Genomic DNA, 17,245 nt, shown 5'->3' on the forward strand with positions numbered 1-17,245 from the left:
GCAGGAACTCATGCACGCATTCACCCAGATGACCGGACTCGTGGCCCCGCTCGATCGTGTGGACGTCGACACGGATCAGATCATTCCGAAGCAATTCTTGAAGACCATCAAGCGGACCGGCCTCCGCGAGGGCCTGTTCTACGATTGGCGGAAGCGCAAGGACGGGTCGCCGGACCCCGAGTTCTTTCTCAATCAGCCCCGCTATCACGATGCGACGATCCTGTTGACGCGCGACAATTTTGGCTGCGGGTCGTCGCGTGAACATGCGCCATGGGCTCTGCTCGATCAAGGTTTTCGTTGCGTGATCGCGTCCAGCTTCGCGGACATCTTCTACAACAACTGCTTCCAAAACGGCATCCTGCCGGTCGTCCTGAGGTCCGACGACATCCAATCCCTGATGAAGGACGTCCTGGCCACGGAAGGATACACACTTGCTGTAGACCTCGGCCGACAAACGGTGACCGCTCCGGCCGGAGTGTCCTACCGCTTCGAGATCGATCCGTTCAGAAAAGATTGTCTGTACCGCGGCCTTGACGCCATCGGTCTTACGCTGCAACACGAGCCGGCGATCTCCGCCTATGAAGCCAAGCGGAAACACGAGGCGCCCTGGCTTTTTCTCGATCTCCCTTCCTAGCCGAGGAGGTTTCGCGTGAGATGGTTTTGGCGACCGGGACTGCTGTTTACGATACTGTTCTTTTTCGGCGCGGCATACTTGCTGGTGGCGCTGAACTACAGCTATTCGGACGGCAACCGTGCCGGCTACATCCAAAAGCTGTCGACCAAGGGCTGGATCTGCAAGACCACGGAGGGAGAACTAGCGATGACGACCGTGCCGGGCGTGGCCCCGGTCCTCTGGGAATTCAGTGTGTGGGACGAGAACGTCGCGGCGCAATTGACGCAACTGATCGGAAAGAGGCTGGTGCTGCACTACAAAGAATACCGCTACCTTCCCACCACCTGCTTCGGAGATACGCCGTACTTCGTCGATCGCGTCGAGGTACAGGAATAGCGCCCTACAGCCAGCCCTTTTTCCGGAACAGCACGAGCATCGCAATTCCGACCGCGGCCATGACTCCCAGGACCACCGGATAGCCCCATTCGGCCCGGAGCTCGGGCATGTGCTCGAAATTCATGCCGTAGATGCTGGCGATGAAGCTCAGCGGCATGAAGATCGTCGTGATCACCGTCAACATCCGCATGACGCTGTTCAGGCGGTAGCTGACGCTCGACAGGTAGATGTCGAGACTGGCCGAGACCATTTCGCGCAAAGTCTCGATTGTATCCACGATCTGCACCACGTGATCGTAGACGTCGCGAAAGAAGACCTTCGTCGGTTGCTGAAGAAACGGACAGTCCGATCGGGAAAGATTGTTCATCACATCCCGCAACGGCCAGACGGCTCGGCGCAGGAAAAGCAATTGACGCTTGAGCGCGTGAATGTCACGGAGCGTCTCCGGCTGCGGATCTGCCACCACGAGTTGCTGCAACGACTCGATCTTTTCCCCGACCACCTCCAGCACGGCAAAGTACTGGTCCACGATTGCGTCGATCAGCGCATGACACAGATAGTCCGCGCCGGACTGCCGTAAACGGCCTTTGCCGCCGCGCAGCCTCTCCCGCACGGGTTGGAACACATCGGTTCCGTTTTCCTGGAACGACAGCACGTAGTTCCGCCCCAACACCACGCTGACCTGTTCGACCATTACGCTCTGATTGTCCGTCAAGGTCAACATCTTCGTCACGAGAAAGAGATAGGTGTCGTAGTCGTCCAGCTTGGGACGCTGATCGGTATTGGCAATGTCTTCCAGAAGGAGCGGGTGGAGGCCGAACTGCTTGCCGAACGCTTCCAACACATCCATACGATGCACGCCGCTGACGTTGATCCACACGACCGATTCATCGGTCGGCGGCGCGAGCGTGGCCGGATCTTCCACCTGCCTTTCCTCACAATATCCCCCTGCATAGTGGAAGGTCGTGATGGTGACGACCTCGGATTTCTTCTCGCCGATGTGAACGATGGTTCCCGGAGCGAGCCCGCTTTTCTTGGAACGTTTCTGCACCAGTTTCATGGGTAACCTGACAGACCGTGGAAGCAGGTTTTCCGGCCCCTCCGGAAGAACCGCAGGCATGGGACGAGCTCTCGAGGGCCGGCAGCTCATCAGGCTCTGCTTGTACGCAGGTTTTCCCGGCTGGTCAAGGGCCACACGGTGTGGAGTCTGCGACTTTGCCCTTTGACGGCAGTCCGAGACCTGATAGGCTGAGATGGACGATACCGCACGATACACATGGTCTCCTGTATGGATCGAGAACTCAATCTCCTGGTCGAATCCGTCCGCGAAGCCGGTGCCCGGGTTCTCGAGCTGGCGCGCCTTGGGTTTGACGTGCAGACGAAGAGCGACCGCTCTCCGGTGACAACCGCCGACCTGGAAGTCAATCGAATCCTTCACGCGATGCAGCAGAAGTACTTTCCCGAGGACGGATGGCTATCCGAGGAATCTCCGGACGACCCGGCCAGGCTGGAGCGTGCCCGTGTCTGGATCGTAGATCCCATCGACGGAACGAGGGCCTTCATCAGGAAACTGCCGGAGTTCTGTATTTCCGTCGCACTGATCGAGAAGGGTCATCCCCTTGCCTCGGTCATTTTCAACCCCTCGACCGATGAGCTCTTTTCCGCCGCCCGAGGCCGCGGCCTCCGGGTCAACGGCAAGCCGGTGGTCCCCCGGTCAATCGGGACAGATTCTCCTCTTGTGATGGTCAGTCCGGGGGAGTTCCGCAGCGGTCGTTGGACTGAATTGAATCAACGCGCGCGCACCAGCACCTTCCATTCCATCGCCCATGCGCTGACCCTCGTCGCGACCGGGCGAGCCCAGGCGGCGATCACAGCCGAGACGGAGAACGAATGGGACCTCGCGGCCGGCGTGCTGTTGATCGAAGAGGCCGGGGGCTTGGTCGAAGACGCCGACCATCGTTCTCTGACCTTCAACCAGCCTGTCCCTCAATTCACGGGCTTGCTCGCCCTGGCAGGAACGACAGATCCCCACCTGCAACCACTTCTGCGAAGCCACGTGGCTCGAGCCGGTAAACGGGCGACGCGATGACACCGCCCGGAACGGTCGCCCTCCTCGGCACCGGCCTGCTGGGAGGGGCCATCGCCGAACGATTGCACCATAGCGGCCTGTCAGTCATCGCCTATAACAGAACGGCCTCCAAGACTCGAGCCCTCCGGTCGCAAGGTCTCGTGATCGCGGAACATCCTGAAGACGCCGTTGCGCAGGCCGAAGGAATCCTTCTGGTCCTGACCGATGCAGCGGCGATCGGATCGATTTTGCTGAATCCGCCCTGCGCGCAACGCCTCTCCGGCAAGACGGTGATTCAGATGGGCACGATCGGCCCCGACGAAAGTCTGACGCTGCAGCGCGATCTCCGTGTTTGCGGCGCGGACTATTGCGAAGCTCCCGTGCTCGGAAGTCTGGCCGAGGCGAAGGCCGGAACGCTACTCGTCATGGTCGGGGCCACGGTCGGGCAGTTTGAGGCGTGGCGGCCCGTCTGGAATGCCTTGAGCCGGCACCCGCGCTTGATCGGTCCGGTCGGCCGCGCCGCAGCGCTGAAACTTGCCCTCAACCAGCTCATCGCAGCACAGATCGCGGCGTTCTCCTTGAGCCTCGGCGCCGTCCAGCGATCCGGCATCGCCCCCGACACGTTCATGGCTATCCTTCGCGAAAGTGCATTATTTGCTCCCGCCTTCGACAAGAAGCTGCCCCGCCTGCTTGCCCGGCAATACGACAACCCCAATTTTTCCGTGGCGCATCTCTTAAAGGACTTGCGTCTCTTCGGCCGCCTTGCAGCCGGCCTGCATCTCCAGTCCGAATCCGCGGACGGAGTTGGGCGGCTGCTTGAAGCCACCATCGCGAAAGGCTTGCAAGACGTGGATTACTCCGCGTTGTTCGACGTCATTAATCCGCCCGACACGACTGGGCCGCAATAGATTCGTCCCGTCGACACTTCGCAAATTCCTTGTAGATCATCGGGAATCTTTTATACTGGGAATCGTTCAACTCAATAACGAAATCATAGCGATCGACACGTGCGTACCGCTGTACAAAAGCCGACCAAAGCACCGATCAATCCCGAGGCCTTCGACTCCCTGGTGAGTGACGGGCTCATTCGCCAAGCCGACCTGGTCAAGGCGTTTCAAACCGCCTTGGGCGGCACCGCGGAGTTGGAGTCGCTCCTGCTGGATAAGTATCGCGTTCCGAGGGCCGAGCTTGGCAAGGCGCTCAGCACCTTCTTCGGCTGTCCGTACGTACCGTTCGATGAGCGATCGGTCTCGGATCCCAGCCTGCTCAAGGACCTGAGCTACGACTATCTGAAGAAGTACCATTGGATTCCCTTCCGGCGTTACGAGCAAGTGATCGATGTGCTGATCGACAACCCTCATGACCTGGAGAAGGGCCACGACATCCGCCGTGCGTTCCCCGGCCTCACCATCCGCTTCTCGGTCAGCCTCCAGCGCGACATCGAACGCTACCTCCAGCTCGCCAGCGGAGACGGAGACATGGGGTCGATCAGCGATACGCTGGGAGAATTGCGGTCGGAAGCCCGTTCGGAGCGGGATGCCAATGAAGAGAGTGATTCCATCGACGAGAACAATTCCGCGATCGTCCGGCTCGCCAATCAGATCATCGTCGAGGCCTACCGCAAAGAAGCGTCAGACATCCACATCGAACCCTATTCGGACCGCAAGGAAACCGCCGTCCGTTTTCGCGTCGACGGCACGTGTTCGACCTATATGCGGGTGCCGGCCACCTACCGGCGGGCGCTCGTTTCACGGATGAAAATCATGGCGAGCCTCGACATCGCGGAGCGCCGGAAACCGCAGGACGGAAAAATCCGCTTCAAGCTCGGCGACGAACGCTTGATCGAGTTGCGGGTGGCGACGTTACCCACGGCGGGCGGAAATGAAGACGTGGCGCTCCGCATTCTCAGCGCCAAGGAGCCGCTGCCTCTGGAGGCGATGGAATTTTCCTCCCGCGACCTGGCCATCCTGCTGGAGCTGGCCGAGAAACCTCACGGCCTCATCCTGTGCGTCGGGCCGACCGGATCCGGCAAGACGACGACCTTGCACGCAATCCTCCGGCATCTCAATACGGATGAACGCAAGATCTGGACGGCCGAAGATCCCATCGAGATCACTCAGGAAGGGCTGCGCCAGGTTCAAGTCCACCCGCGCATCGGTTTCACGTTTGCGTCCGCCATGCGATCGTTCCTCCGGGCGGATCCCGACGTCATCATGATCGGCGAGATGCGAGACAAGGAAACCGCCGAGGTCGCGATCGAGGCATCCTTGACCGGCCACTTGGTGCTCAGCACGTTGCATACGAACAGCGCCGTCGAAACCGTGTCGCGGCTGCTGGACATGGGATGCGACTCCTTTAATTTTGCCGACTCCATGCTGTGCGTGATCGCCAAGCGTCTGTGCAAGCGGCTCTGCACGGCCTGCAAACAGTCGTATCATCCCTCCAGGCAGGAGTACGACGAACTCGCCGCTAGCTACGGGGCGGAAGCCTGGGAACGACTGGGCATTCCCTACGACGAGGCATTCCTGCTGAACAGGAACCAGGGATGCGAATCCTGCCATCAAACGGGATTCAAGGGGAGGGTGCCGTTGCACGAACTGTTCTGCAATTCCGACGACCTGAAGAACATGATTCAAAGCCGAGCCAGGACCTCGGACATGCTCAGGGCCGCCAGGGAGACCGGCATGACCACGTTGATGCAGGATGGGATCCGGAAAGTACTCGGCGGCGTCACGACGTTCAAGCAGGTGCGGGCCGTTTCGATGAAATGAGTCCGTCCGGAGCTGCGCCCGGGAGCGGTCAGAACCCCGGCGACCGTTCCAGCATGGTCATGAAACTTTTCAGCCGTTCCCGCTCTTCAGCCCCGACTTTGATATATTCCAGCCCGAACTGACTCTTCGACGCCCAGCGAACCGCCGCCAAACTGACCTTGACCGGCGGCTCCCCTTCACGCAAGTGCAAGTCGAGACGAAGATACGTCGCCGTGTCCGGCGTTCGGCTGGCCGTGATCATGCAGCCGTCATGGGAGATGTTGAGGATGGTTCCGCCGGCCTCGGCGGTATCGTCCTGGAAGCGGATGGGAAGCTGAACGGCGAACCGCGGTGACTTCCTCTGTATCACTGGTTGTTGCCTTTCATCGCCAGCCGCTCATTGAGGAGTCTCGCCTCGAGACATCCCCTCGCTTTTTCTGCTCACATGGAAAGTTCCCCCTTTCTGTGAGGGCGTGTGATCCTGGCCGATCCGTGTGTACCACCAGCGGCCCTCCCCTTCCGAAAAATCGGGCGAAAACTCCACGCGAAAGCCGCCTTCCCGATCATTCTCGCGCTGCGACCACAGACCTTCCCAGATCCGTCCCGTCAGCGCCGTGGTGGTAAACCGGCCGTCTTTCCAGGCATAGGTGCCGTTTCCCTGCTCGTCGAGACGCAGGATGACGACCGCTCCTTCTTCGTACTCCCATTCACCGGCCAAAACGCGGCGGTCCTCGCCGGCATCGGCGGGGAGGCTGGCCGGCGCAGGCATCGAATCCTTGAGCACCGGTTTTGCGCATCCCACGCCGACACACAGAAGGAGACAGAGGAGGATGGTTCGACCGATTGATCGTCGCATATATACTTGTTGTATCATCGCCTTGTGATCACGGCAAGCGTGCGCGCCGATCATGCCAGCTTCGACAATCGCCTGCAGGCGTCGTCGATGTCGGCGTCCGTTTTGGCATAACTGAACCGGATGAAGCGACTGCCCATCGAGCCGGAGAAAAATGCCTCGCCGGGAACTCCCGCCACGCCAACCTTCTCGAGCACGTGCAGGGCGCGATCCTTGCCGTTTCTCCCGTGGATCCTTGACGCGTCAGCCAGCACGTAGTACGACCCCTTCGGGATCGAAGGGGTCAGGCCGGCCTGATTCAGCGCCGTGCAAAAACGATCCCGCTTACCCTGATACTCCTTCGCGAGTGCCGTGTAGAACGAAGCGGGCAGAGTGCGGATTCCCGCCGCCACGCCGACCTGAAGCGGCGTGGGTGCGCACACATAGAGCAGATCGTTCATCGCCCCGATCGCCTTGGACCACTCTGGCGCCGCCACGGCATAGCCGATGCGCCAACCGGTGACGCTGAACGTCTTCGAATAGCCGCCGATGGTAATCGTCCGGTCGGCCATGCCCGGGAAGGCCGCCATGCTGACGTGCGAGGCTCCGTCGTACAGAAAGTATTCATAGATCTCATCGGTCAACACGAGGAGATCGTGCTGGCGGGCCAGGGCGGCGACGGCTTCCAATTCCCGCCGGTCGAAGACCTTGCCCGACGGATTTCCCGGTGAGTTCACGAGGATCGCCCTGGTCCTCGGCGTGACGGCCCGCTCGACTTCTTCAATTGAAAAGGTCCATTGCGGCGGATGCATCGAGACGATGACGGGCACCGCCTCCACGGCGAGCAGGGCGCTCACGTGATACTGGTAGTAGGGTTCGAAGACGATGACTTCGTCCCCCGGGTTGAACAGGGCCAGGCAGGCGGAATGAAACGCGCCGGTCGCCCCCGCGCTGACGGTGATCCCGCTCTCGGGGTCGGCCTGGACACGGTTGTCGCGCACCAGCTTCTCGGCGATGGCTTCTCGCAGATCGGCAAGCCCGTCGAATCGGGAATAGACGTTGTTCCCGCTCCGCATCGCCTGCTCCGCCGCCTCGACGACGACGGAAGGAACCGGGGTGTCACAGACGCCTTGTGCCAGGTTCAGTCCACCGGCCTTGGCGCACGCCTGGGTCATGGCCCGAATTTCCGAATGTCCGAGCCGGGCTAATCGTTCATTGATAAAGGTCCGTCCCACCGCAATCCTCCTGATGATGGTTTCGTCCCTTCTGGCAGAAGGTCACCGAAAAGGTCAAGGTCGCCTGTCGGCGATGGCAGGTATGCGTTTTCGCTAGGCAGCCTGCACGCCTGTGATAGAGTGCCCTCAAAGGGGCCGTTCATCCCTCCTCGGAAGTACCACGCCCGGGGAAGGCCTGACGCGAATTCATCGGCGAGCGTTATAGCAGCGCATCGATGAATGAACCCCATCCGGGTGCGAAAGGCGGCCGGTACACATGAACGGACAAGACGGACAGGATCGCCGCGGACGACGCCTGAAGGTCAGCCATCGCTTGTTCTTCTTCGGGGAGGACGAGTTCGAGGGGGAGGCGACGATCCTCGACATCTCCACCGGAGGCTGCCAGGCCACTTCTCAGACCGAAGTGAAGTGCGGTATGGTCCTCAAACTGTCGCTGTTCCTGCAGGATCAGCCGTGGCCGCTGCGCATCGACGACAGCATCGTGCGCTGGGTCAAGGAGCAGACGTTCGGGTTGGAGTTTTTGGGAATCCGTCCCGCTCAACGCGAACGGTTGCGGGCCATCCTGATGAAAGCCAAAGCCTAGACGGGTCTGTACCGACTCCTTGCCCTACGCAAGTTTCGCCGACGTTTCTCCCGCTCCACCCTGACTTACGACGCCGGACCCCACAAGGCCTCCAAGCGCTGTGTTCGCCCGCACGTGGAATTGTAGAACCGATAGCGTACCGGATTCTTCTTATAGAAGTCCTGGTGATACTCCTCCGCGGCGAAGAATTCCGACACGTGCAGAACCTGCGTCACAATCGGACTGGTAAACCGATTTGATTGTTCAAGCGCGCGTTTCGAATCTTCCGCCAATCGCTTCTCTTCCTCACTCTGATAGAAAACCGCCGTGCGATATTGCGGCCCGTGATCGCAGAATTGGGCATCGGTCGTGAGCGGATCAATATTTTTCCAGAAGACGTCCAGAAGTTGCGCGTATGTCACCTTCGAAGAATCGTACCGGACCTCGACCGACTCCATGTGTCCCGTTTGACCGGTGGACACCTCCTCGTAACTCGGATCCTTCACTGTCCCGCCCATAAAACCGGAGACTGCACCGGACACGCCGTCTATTTTCTCGAACGCACGCTCCATAGACCAGAAACATCCCCCCGCGAAGTATGCTTTCGCCGCAGCAACCGGTGGGGTGTTCGGAGCTGCGGACAACGGAGACATCAGGGCTCCGAAGGACGTCTGGATGACCGCCAACAGGATGAATATCCGTGATATGCGACGCATTGTGGGGACTCCGGGACAGACGCGAAAAGGTCAGAAGCTCTTATACCTATCTACGAATTTCGTGAGGAAACGGATGTGCCGAGACAGATAACAGGGGTTCCTTGGGTGCGGGGCTAGAATCCCGCCCACGGATTGGGTCCCTGCATCCCCTGGCTGTCGTCTCGTTCGAGTCGCTTCAGGATGACGTTGATGGCATCCTCTGGCGTTTGTACGCTGGATACCAGCTTGCCTCCGAGGTTCTTGAAAAATTTGTCTTCGACCGGAGTGGCGCCCAGGAGAATCACGCTCTTTCCGGCCTTGAGGGCGAGCGCAACCTCCGACACCGTTCCGGACCCACCCAGCCCGCAGGCCACGATCACTTGGCTGGACAGTACGCAGACGTTGTTTCTCGCATTACCCATCTCGGTGATCACCGCCACGTCGACGTATTTCGATACTCGATCCCTTGTCGACGGCAGCACACCCACGGTCAGGCTTCTGGCCACTTTTTTCGCCCCCTGACTCGCCGCGTGCATCACCCCGACGTCACGTCCTCCGGTCAGGAGCACCCATTCGCGTCGTGCAATCAGCTCTCCGAGCGCTCGAGCATTCTCAATGTCCTTTTTCCTCGCTTTGGCCGGCCCCATCACTCCCACAATGTACCGCACGCCAAGCTCCCTTCGCTCGAGTCTATTCGACAGATTGTAGCCGGTTGCCGGGTTCGTTGCCAAAGACACGGCGCGGTACGGCTCAAAATCTGGAAGCCGCCAGTGTCACGTCGGCGTAGTTCCAGGCGGCCTGAAACCGGCGATCGACATCCGCCGCCGCGTCATCCTTCTGTTGGGCACGCAGGCTTTGCCCCAGCCCGAACAGGGCCCACCCGTTCTCCGGAAACCGTTTCAAATCCGTCCGGTAGACTTGCTCGGCTTCTACGGGACGATGCGCCATCAGCAGGACGGCTCCCAGATACAGCCGCGCCGACAGAGGCCAGAGCGGCGGTTCGGAGTACTGCATGGCGTCCTCGATCTTGACCGCCTCCTGAAGGGCGCGAACCCCCTCCTCATAGCGCCCGTGACGCGCCGCAAGATCGCCCGCCAGCAGCCGCTCGGCGATCTTGAGTTGATCCCGTTCGATTTTTTCATGGGGCAGACGCGTCCGGCGGACCTGCTTCGTGAGTCCGGCCAGCGCATAGTGTTCGCCCGCCGCGCCCGGCAGCCGTCCGGTCGCAGCCAGCGCCAATCCCCGACCGAGACGCCACACACCTTCCATGAGGCGGAACCCGCGCGGCGGAGGCGGCTCCTTGAGGAGGTCTTCCCAACGGCCGAACCGAATCCAGGCAAAAAGTTTGGATGGTAAGTATTGCTCTTTTGATCGGTCCTTGCGGACTTCTTCCTCCGTAATCGTGGCCAGCAGCGAGCCGGAGATCTTGATCGATTCCGCGCTCCGTCCTTCCATCATCAACGACGACCACAAGAAGTGGAGATTGTGGCTGTAGTATCCGTCGGCATAGTCACTGTCCGGGTGTTGCTCGGCCAGATACGTCTCATCGACATGCGCGGCCTGGGCGTTGTGCTCGGCCGACTCGTGATATTTTCCGACTCGCGCGAAAATATGCGCGGGCATATGGACGAGGTGGCCGGCTCCCGGCATGAGGCCGGCCAGCCGGTCGGCGCAGGCTAGCGCCCGCTCGGGCTGCGGCGACGCTTCGACGGCGTGAATATAATAGTGGCAGGCCCCCGGATGGTCAGGATGCCGGGTCAACACCGTCTCGAGTGTCACGACGATCTCTTCCGTTCCGGGCTTGGGTTTTCCGTCGGTCGTCCACAAATCCCATGGCCGGAGGTTCATCAAGGCTTCGGCGAAAAGGACGCCGGCATCGGGGTCGTCCGGATAACGATGCCAGACGAGTCTCATCGCATCGGCATATGCCTTGGCGAACGAACTCCGCGCGCTTCCTTTCGTGCCGACATACCGTTTGGTCAAGGCTTCGACATAGGCACGTTCCCGTTCGCCGGCCTGATCCATGCGACTCCGCGCCTGTCTGACGGCTTCGATTGCGCGCCGCTCCTGGTCCTTCCCCATGCCGGAGTTGATGTTCGGACCGAGCGCCAGCGCCACTCCCCAGTACGGCATGGCCGCCTGCGGATCCTGTTTGGACGCCTCTTCGAACGACCGGATCGCTTCCGCATGGTTGAATGCATAGACCAGCCGCAGTCCTTGATCGAAATACTGTTGAGCCGATTCCGACGCGGTCGAGATCGGATGATGCAGCGTCCCGAGGTTCTCGAAGATCGGGGGAGCAGCCTGTGCCTGAACGCAGGTCAGCGACAGGAGGAGACCCACGGTCGGCCACAGCAGACGGCCGCCCCGATGCCGTGAATGTGTGCTATCGGAGGACATGCAACGAGTTGGCCGGCGGAACACGCATCCTGCTCAAAATCGCGTCACGCTTGAGAAGTTGAACTCCCTGATCATCATCGCGGGAACGAGTGCCTTATTCGTCTCCGACGTCACGGCCTCGGCGGGCTCGGTGCAGGATTCCAGCTGTGCAAAGGCCCGGAGCGGACTCTCGTGAAACCGGAAGTTCTTGACCGGCGCCACGATCTGGCCGTCCTCCACCAGAAACGTCCCATCTCTGGTCATCCCCGTCAGCGTCAGGTCCGAAGGATTCGCGACCCGAATATACCAGAAGTTGGTCACGAGAATGGCCCGGTCGGCCTGTTTGATGAGATCCTGAACTTTGGCCGCGGCCGGTTTCGAATCGGACAGGTACGGGGCCTCCATCGTCGGAATGACCGCAATGCCATGACGGAGAGCCGTGAAGCGGTCGTAGGACAGCTGCTGCAACGTCCCGTTGTCGACCCAGGTCGACGTCTCGCTCGGCAGCCCTTCGGAGGTGAATCCGACTCCAAGGAGGTCCCCGTGATCGGGAAGATTGCGGAGCGTGAGCCGCTCGCTGAAGACGCGCCGGCCCAGCTTCCCGGTGAACGGGCTGGTCCCCTTATCGTAGTCCCTGGCATCCAACATCCAGAGCACCCAGGACAACAGCCCTGCCACGGCGGCCGGTTCCAGAATGACCGGATACCGGCCCGGCGGCAGCTCTCTGAACTCGCGGCCCCGCTTGGCCTTTCCGATCGCGGTGAGCGTGCGCTCCTGAATTCGGAGATGATCCAGCGAACGGTGCGCCGCGGCGCTCCATCCCGTCGCCTCACCGGCCTGCACCGTGACGCCGAACCGCGACTCGGTCCGCTCCTCGAACGCAAACAGTCCGTTGCTGGCCGCAATGCCGGCGGAGGCGTGGGCGGAGGAGACGATACCGGCCGCCAGGAGATTCTCGATGCGGCATTGTCCGATCGCTTCATTGGCATATTCGAGCCGCCGCGCCGGTCCCGCCGCGGCGGTTTCGGGCCGGGCCGTGTCCCGATGCGGGAAGGTCGTCTGCTCCGGAGGCGGCAGGTACTCGGGATCCTTGGGGGACAGCCTTGCCGTCTGTTCCGCCTTCGCGACGACGTTGTTGATCGCTCCCGCCGTGAAGTCGGTCGTGCTGGCCGTACCGCTCCGGCCGTCCAGCGAGACCGTGACCGTCAGGGTTCCCCGTCGCGTGTCCACGTTCTGAATGACCTGGCTGTTGGCGAACCGAGTCGTCCCGCCGTGGTGATCGTGGAGCACGACGATCGTTGCGTCCCCCGCCGAGCGCCTGAACACCAGATCGGCAAGAAAGCGAAACTCCTCGCGTCCGGTCATCCGGGGCCATGATTTGTCTGTCAGGCTCATGCGCGGCTCTATCCCTTGATCACATCGACTTGCCGGAACCGCGCCGGCGAGGCGGCATGCGTCATCCAGCCGGACTGGCCCGGTTGACCCTTTCCACATGTAATGAAGCCGAACCGCCGCCGGTGCGTCCGATCGGCGACGCCGTCGCACCGCCCCCAGAATTCCGGCGTGATCCCGTGATAGATCACGTCGCGCAGCATGTGGGTGCGTTTGCCGTGCTCGATCAACCAAAACGCATCGCCGCCGAATTGGAAGTTATACCGCCGTTGGTCGATGCTGTACGAGCCGTGCCCTTCGATGTAGATGCCCTTCTTGATGTCGCCGATCAGGTCGTCCAAGCTGGCCGAGCCGGGTTCCAACCCGATGTTCGCGATCCGGACGATGGGCACGCTTCCCCAACCCTCGGCGCGATTGGAGCCACGGGAGCGCGTTTCGCCGATCTTCGAGGCCGTTTCCCGGTTCGTACAATAGCCGACGAACAGGCCGTCCCGCACGATGTCCCATTTCTGGCAGGCGACGCCATCGTCGTCATAGCCGGTGGCGGCCAAGGTTTCCGGCTCGGTGTTGTCTGCGACCAGGGTCACGCTCGGCGAACCGAACCGGAAGGTCCCGCGCTTGTCGGGAGTGAGAAAGCTTGTGCCGGCGTAATTCGCCTCGTAGCCCAACGCACGGTCAAGTTCGCTCGGATGGCCACATGACTCATGCATGGTCAAGGAGAGATGCTCCGCGTCCAGCACGAGGTCGTAGCGGCCGGGCTCCACGGCCGGAGCCCGCACCTTCTCGGCCGCCTGAGCGGCGACGCGCGGGGCCTCGGCCAGCAAGGCGGCGTCTTCGATCAACTCGTATCCGGTCCTCAAGGACGGCGTGTTGAAACTGCGTGACGCAAACCGGCCGTCGTGCCGCGCGACAGCCGTGAATTCTCCCTGCACCGCCAGGAGATCGAATTCGAGCCGGGAGCCTTCCGTCGACATAAACAGCTTGCGGTCCCGGCGGGCCCACAGAGCGGCGCGGCTCCGGACGACTTCGGCCTGGCGGTGGACGTATTCCATGAGTTCGCAGAGCAGGTCGGTCTTCCGTTCGAGCGGGACGCCGAACGGGTCGATACGAAAGGGAGTCGCGATACTGGCGCGATGGACCGGTTCGTCGACCAGCACCACTTTCTCGCGGGCCAGGGACGACGAGCCGCGGGCAATCTCCACCGCGAGATCGGCCACGCGCGGCACTTCTTCCAGCGAGAAGACGGAGCTGGCTGCAAACCCCCACCCGCCGTGATACAGAACGCGGATGCCGAATCCGGTGTCTTCAACGTCCTGTATGGAGGCAATCCGGCGGTCTTCCCCTTCGAGACTCTGGGTCAGGCTGTGCTGGACACGCACGTCACCGTACTCGGCTCCGGCGGCCCGGATGCGGGCCAAAGCCAATTCGGCGAGCTCCATCCAATTCGTCGTCATCTCCATAGAGTACACCAGGCAGTTTCGACGCCAAGTATACCAGGAGACGGGCCCGTTCGGAGGCGAAGAATGTGAGAGATTAGATGCCGGTGCCGGTGCGCGAGGCTTCGACGAATTGCTCGCTGGATTCGTCGAGGGCGCGACCCTTCCGACCCTTCTGCGGCAAGATATAGAGGAGCTTCGAGTTCTCCGGCGCCGACCCCGGCAGGGACATTTCGTACGGCACGGAGCGCTGATGGTCGGCCATCTGCAGCCTGGGATCATACACGCTGTTAAACTTCCACAACATCTTGACGAAATTCGTCTGACCACGCAGCAGGTGTCCCGCCGCGAGCTTCGCAGTGGATTTGAGCGCGGTCCACCCCAGATGCTTTTTGTTCAGCACCTGTTGGGTCTTGACCAGCTCCTCGTAAAACTCGGGAAGGGGCATCCTCGTCGGCAGCACCGCGTGTTGGATGTCGAAGAGGCGGTAATCGCGCGTCTTGAACTTCCGCGATTCGGTGTGCCAGCTCTCCGTGCCGGGATAGGGAGTATTGACGCTGATGTTGACGATCTCCGGGATTTCCAGGCACCACTGCCTGATCACCTCGAATCGCTTCCGGTCCCAGTCGGGATCGGCGATCAGGTTGATGGCCACGGTAATGCCGAGGGAGCGGGCGAATTCCAATGCCTCGAAATTGCGCCCCAAGGAGATGCGTTTCCGGTGCATGCGGAGGCCTTCCTCGTCGATCGCCTCCACGCCCAGAAACATATATTGCAAACCCAGCGTCTTCCAAAACTTGAAAACCTCCTTGTTGCGCAGCAGCACGTCGCCGCGCGTCTCGAGGTAATACTGTTTCTTGATTCCCCGCCGCGCGATCGCCTCGCCGATTTCGAATCCCTGCTTGGCTTGAATGAACGCGACGTCGTCGACCAGAAAAATACCCGGCTCGGCCACCATCGAAAGATCCTCGACGGCCTTTTCGGGACTCACCGTGCGGTAGCTGCGGCCGTAAAACGTCCAGGCGCTGCAGAAGGAACAATCCCAGGGGCACCCGCGCGCAAATTCGATCGAGGCGCAGGGATCCAGCACACCGATGAAATACTTCCGGCGGTGGCGGACCAAGTCGCGCGCCGGCCGCAGGTCGTCCAGGCTGTCAACGAACCGCGGGGGCGGCCCCTCCCCGTCGGGCGTCACCGCTCCCGGCACGGTCGACACGGCGCCCCGGTCATGCTCCACCGCCTGCAACAACAGAGGAACCGAGACTTCTCCCTCTCCCTTGAGCACACAATCGATGGCGCCCTCGGCATGCCGGAGCAGATCACGAGCCACGAACGAGGCGCTGTGGCCTCCGACGAATACAAACGCGTTCGGCGCCTGCTGCTTGGTTGCTTTGGCGAGATCCACGATTTCCGGCACGTTCGCCAAATAATTGCATGAGAACGCGACCGCATCGGGTTTCCAGGTTCGCACGAGCGCAAAATAATCCTTCCACGTTTCCACTTGCAGATCGATCAGTCGGACCTCATGCCCCGCCTGACGAACGGCTTGGGCCACCAGCTCAAGGCCCAACGGCTCAAGCCGCAGGTAAATTTTCGTGTACATGAGGGGGCCAGGATGCACGGCGAGAAATTTCATACCGGCAGACCGCGAAGCGGAAAAGACTTGTCGTCTCAGAATGTAGGTCCCGGCGAATTCTGGCAGAAGTCAGATCGTTCGTTCAACTAAGAAACCGCGCCGCATTGGCGGCAAGGGTTTCTCCTAGTAGCCTATTCGGTTCCAAAGTGTCTGCGGTTCATCCCGCCCGGGTTTCCCCACGACCGCCAGTGCCACGTCCGCGCGATCGGTAAAGAATCCATCCGCTCCGCTCAGGGTCACCATCCACATTTCCCACCGCTCGTTGATCGTCCAGGGATGGACGAACAACCCGGCCTCGTGAGCCTGACCCGTATGCCAGGGCCAGGTCGTAAGATACCGTTTGGGTGCGGCCGTAAGAGACCAGTACGGGCTGAAGGCCCACCTAACGCCCCACGTCCCGACGCCGGAACCGACATCCGACGCGATCTTCATCAACGAGTCCAGCCCTTCCCGGGCCACCATGAGCTCATCGAGCAGGAGCAGTCGAGGAACTCGCGGTGCAAGCGACTTCAGCCGAACCAGGCTGTTCGGCTCGAACGACTGAAAAATCACACGCCCGGACGGCGGCCCTTCGCTGTCCTCGATCCATCCTCGTTGCCTCAAGGCACCGACCAGCTGTTCTTCGATCCCCGGGAACCGGCTGGCGGCCTTCGTCTCGATGTAGAGACCGGGACGCCTGGTTCCCGACTCGGCCAGGGCGATGACCTCATCCATCCTGAGGATCCGCAGTCCCTTGAACGAACCGCGCGCCCGGTCCGGAAAAGTCCGATTGAACCAGGACCCGGCGTCGAGCTGCGCCAGCTCCGCAAAGGTAAAGGTGTCTATGGTGTCTTTTTCACGCCCGGGAAAAACCTCCGCCACATTGGTCGTACGGGACAAATCGTCGTCGTGCACGACCACCAATGTGCCGTCTTTGGTTCGTTGCAGGTCGATTTCCAGATAATCCGCGCCGAGCTCCCGAGCCATCAGATACGCGGGCACGGTGCTTTCCGGAGCCAGGTGCGAGGCGCCGCGATGGGCGATGACGGCGGGGCGGGGAATGTTCAAGGCCTTGGCCACTCGCTTTCCTCTGGCGGTTCCCCCCAGAACCCCGCAGGCAAGCCACAGTCCCGCGGTCAACATGACCGTGGCGGACATCACCGCGAGTATCAGCTTCAGACCCGAGCTCATGGCCGACTTAGGTAGTCCTCTCGCCTGCAGCCTGTCAAGGATCCATCCAACCCTGTTGGGACGGACGGCCGCGCTTGGTTT

17 protein-coding genes are annotated in these 17,245 nt (G+C 61.2%); 6 read left to right on the forward strand and 11 right to left on the reverse strand.

Annotated features, from left to right (window positions below; genetic code table 11):
* The first annotated feature begins 10 nt into the window (after nucleotides 1–10).
* Both leuD and NSJP_RS04395 read left to right on the forward strand, forming a co-directional pair.
* A complete protein-coding gene (gene leuD / locus NSJP_RS04390; RefSeq protein ID WP_080885716.1) occupies nucleotides 11–634 on the forward strand; it encodes a 3-isopropylmalate dehydratase small subunit in 624 nt (207 codons plus the stop codon).
* A 15-nt stretch (nucleotides 635–649) separates the two neighbouring features.
* The gene (locus NSJP_RS04395; protein WP_080885717.1) at nucleotides 650–1,009 is read left to right on the forward strand and encodes a hypothetical protein; all 360 of its coding nucleotides are present in this window, start codon (nucleotides 650–652) and stop codon (nucleotides 1,007–1,009) included.
* A gap of 4 nt (nucleotides 1,010–1,013) precedes the next feature.
* Here the strand turns inward: NSJP_RS04395 and corA are convergent, their stop codons facing one another.
* Entirely contained in the window at nucleotides 1,014–2,069 is a 1,056-nt protein-coding gene (gene corA, locus NSJP_RS04400) for a magnesium/cobalt transporter CorA (RefSeq protein ID WP_080885718.1), read from the reverse strand.
* Between the two features lie 228 nt (nucleotides 2,070–2,297).
* On the opposite strand from corA, the gene NSJP_RS04405 reads away from it, so the two are divergent.
* From NSJP_RS04405 to NSJP_RS04415, 3 genes are all read left to right on the forward strand, one after another.
* Entirely contained in the window at nucleotides 2,298–3,098 is an 801-nt protein-coding gene (locus NSJP_RS04405; protein WP_172834158.1) for a 3'(2'),5'-bisphosphate nucleotidase CysQ, read from the forward strand.
* A complete protein-coding gene (locus NSJP_RS04410; protein ID WP_080885720.1) occupies nucleotides 3,095–3,985 on the forward strand; it encodes an NAD(P)-dependent oxidoreductase in 891 nt (296 codons plus the stop codon). The genes NSJP_RS04405 and NSJP_RS04410 overlap by 4 nt, the downstream gene beginning before the upstream one ends.
* A 99-nt stretch (nucleotides 3,986–4,084) precedes the next feature.
* Nucleotides 4,085–5,848 carry a GspE/PulE family protein gene (locus tag NSJP_RS04415; RefSeq protein ID WP_080885721.1) on the forward strand — a complete coding sequence of 588 codons (1,764 nt, stop codon included), beginning with the start codon at nucleotides 4,085–4,087 and terminating at the stop codon, nucleotides 5,846–5,848.
* Nucleotides 5,849–5,876: 28 nt separating this feature from the next.
* Here the strand turns inward: NSJP_RS04415 and NSJP_RS04420 are convergent, their stop codons facing one another.
* From NSJP_RS04420 to NSJP_RS04430, 3 genes are read right to left on the reverse strand one after another with little or no spacing between them, the layout of a single operon-like run.
* The gene (locus NSJP_RS04420; RefSeq protein ID WP_080885722.1) at nucleotides 5,877–6,197 is read right to left on the reverse strand and encodes a PilZ domain-containing protein; all 321 of its coding nucleotides are present in this window, start codon (nucleotides 6,195–6,197) and stop codon (nucleotides 5,877–5,879) included.
* A gap of 27 nt (nucleotides 6,198–6,224) precedes the next feature.
* On the reverse strand, nucleotides 6,225–6,683 hold the full coding sequence (locus tag NSJP_RS04425) for a hypothetical protein (protein WP_155969877.1): 459 nt from the start codon (nucleotides 6,681–6,683) through the stop codon (nucleotides 6,225–6,227).
* Between the two features lie 50 nt (nucleotides 6,684–6,733).
* The gene (locus NSJP_RS04430) at nucleotides 6,734–7,894 is read right to left on the reverse strand and encodes a pyridoxal phosphate-dependent aminotransferase (protein ID WP_231989490.1); all 1,161 of its coding nucleotides are present in this window, start codon (nucleotides 7,892–7,894) and stop codon (nucleotides 6,734–6,736) included.
* Nucleotides 7,895–8,150: 256 nt separating this feature from the next.
* Between NSJP_RS04430 and NSJP_RS04435 the strand changes: the two genes are divergently transcribed.
* Entirely contained in the window at nucleotides 8,151–8,477 is a 327-nt protein-coding gene (locus NSJP_RS04435; RefSeq protein WP_080885724.1) for a PilZ domain-containing protein, read from the forward strand.
* A gap of 65 nt (nucleotides 8,478–8,542) precedes the next feature.
* On the opposite strand, the gene msrA is transcribed toward NSJP_RS04435, so the two are convergent.
* The 7 genes from msrA to NSJP_RS04470 all read right to left on the reverse strand — a co-directional run bounded on the left by msrA (nucleotide 8,543) and on the right by NSJP_RS04470 (nucleotide 17,164).
* Nucleotides 8,543–9,172, reverse strand: a complete 630-nt coding sequence (gene msrA / locus NSJP_RS04440; RefSeq protein ID WP_080885725.1) for a peptide-methionine (S)-S-oxide reductase MsrA — start codon at nucleotides 9,170–9,172, stop codon at nucleotides 8,543–8,545.
* Nucleotides 9,173–9,285: 113 nt separating this feature from the next.
* Entirely contained in the window at nucleotides 9,286–9,819 is a 534-nt protein-coding gene (locus NSJP_RS04445) for an SLOG cluster 4 domain-containing protein (RefSeq protein ID WP_197685476.1), read from the reverse strand.
* 82 nt (nucleotides 9,820–9,901) lie between these two features.
* A complete protein-coding gene (locus NSJP_RS04450) occupies nucleotides 9,902–11,494 on the reverse strand; it encodes a tetratricopeptide repeat protein (protein WP_172834159.1) in 1,593 nt (530 codons plus the stop codon).
* Nucleotides 11,495–11,584: 90 nt separating this feature from the next.
* The gene (locus NSJP_RS04455) at nucleotides 11,585–12,925 is read right to left on the reverse strand and encodes a TldD/PmbA family protein (RefSeq protein WP_172834160.1); all 1,341 of its coding nucleotides are present in this window, start codon (nucleotides 12,923–12,925) and stop codon (nucleotides 11,585–11,587) included.
* A gap of 8 nt (nucleotides 12,926–12,933) precedes the next feature.
* The gene (locus NSJP_RS04460) at nucleotides 12,934–14,382 is read right to left on the reverse strand and encodes a TldD/PmbA family protein (RefSeq protein WP_080885729.1); all 1,449 of its coding nucleotides are present in this window, start codon (nucleotides 14,380–14,382) and stop codon (nucleotides 12,934–12,936) included.
* Nucleotides 14,383–14,455: 73 nt separating this feature from the next.
* A complete protein-coding gene (gene hpnR, locus NSJP_RS04465; RefSeq protein ID WP_080885730.1) occupies nucleotides 14,456–15,994 on the reverse strand; it encodes a hopanoid C-3 methylase HpnR in 1,539 nt (512 codons plus the stop codon).
* Between the two features lie 123 nt (nucleotides 15,995–16,117).
* Nucleotides 16,118–17,164, reverse strand: a complete 1,047-nt coding sequence (locus NSJP_RS04470) for a glycerophosphodiester phosphodiesterase family protein (protein ID WP_080885731.1) — start codon at nucleotides 17,162–17,164, stop codon at nucleotides 16,118–16,120.
* Between the last annotated feature and the right edge of the window lie 81 nt (nucleotides 17,165–17,245).

Source organism: Nitrospira japonica, assembly GCF_900169565.1.
In the GTDB taxonomy this organism is placed as follows: Bacteria; Nitrospirota; Nitrospiria; order Nitrospirales; family Nitrospiraceae; genus Nitrospira_C; species Nitrospira_C japonica_A.

Excerpts from the sequence above, each read along its gene's own strand:
- leuD (WP_080885716.1), top strand. The coding sequence starts at position 11 with ATGCACGCATTCACCCAGATGACCGGACTCGTGGCCCCGCTCGATCGT.
- corA (WP_080885718.1), bottom strand. The coding sequence starts at position 2,069 with ATGAAACTGGTGCAGAAACGTTCCAAGAAAAGCGGGCTCGCTCCGGGA.
- NSJP_RS04405 (WP_172834158.1), top strand. The coding sequence starts at position 2,298 with ATGGATCGAGAACTCAATCTCCTGGTCGAATCCGTCCGCGAAGCCGGT.
- NSJP_RS04410 (WP_080885720.1), top strand. The coding sequence starts at position 3,095 with ATGACACCGCCCGGAACGGTCGCCCTCCTCGGCACCGGCCTGCTGGGA.
- NSJP_RS04425 (WP_155969877.1), bottom strand. The coding sequence starts at position 6,683 with ATGCGACGATCAATCGGTCGAACCATCCTCCTCTGTCTCCTTCTGTGT.
- NSJP_RS04435 (WP_080885724.1), top strand. The coding sequence starts at position 8,151 with ATGAACGGACAAGACGGACAGGATCGCCGCGGACGACGCCTGAAGGTC.
- msrA (WP_080885725.1), bottom strand. The coding sequence starts at position 9,172 with ATGCGTCGCATATCACGGATATTCATCCTGTTGGCGGTCATCCAGACG.
- NSJP_RS04455 (WP_172834160.1), bottom strand. The coding sequence starts at position 12,925 with ATGAGCCTGACAGACAAATCATGGCCCCGGATGACCGGACGCGAGGAG.
- NSJP_RS04460 (WP_080885729.1), bottom strand. The coding sequence starts at position 14,382 with ATGGAGATGACGACGAATTGGATGGAGCTCGCCGAATTGGCTTTGGCC.
- hpnR (WP_080885730.1), bottom strand. The coding sequence starts at position 15,994 with ATGAAATTTCTCGCCGTGCATCCTGGCCCCCTCATGTACACGAAAATT.
- NSJP_RS04470 (WP_080885731.1), bottom strand. The coding sequence starts at position 17,164 with ATGAGCTCGGGTCTGAAGCTGATACTCGCGGTGATGTCCGCCACGGTC.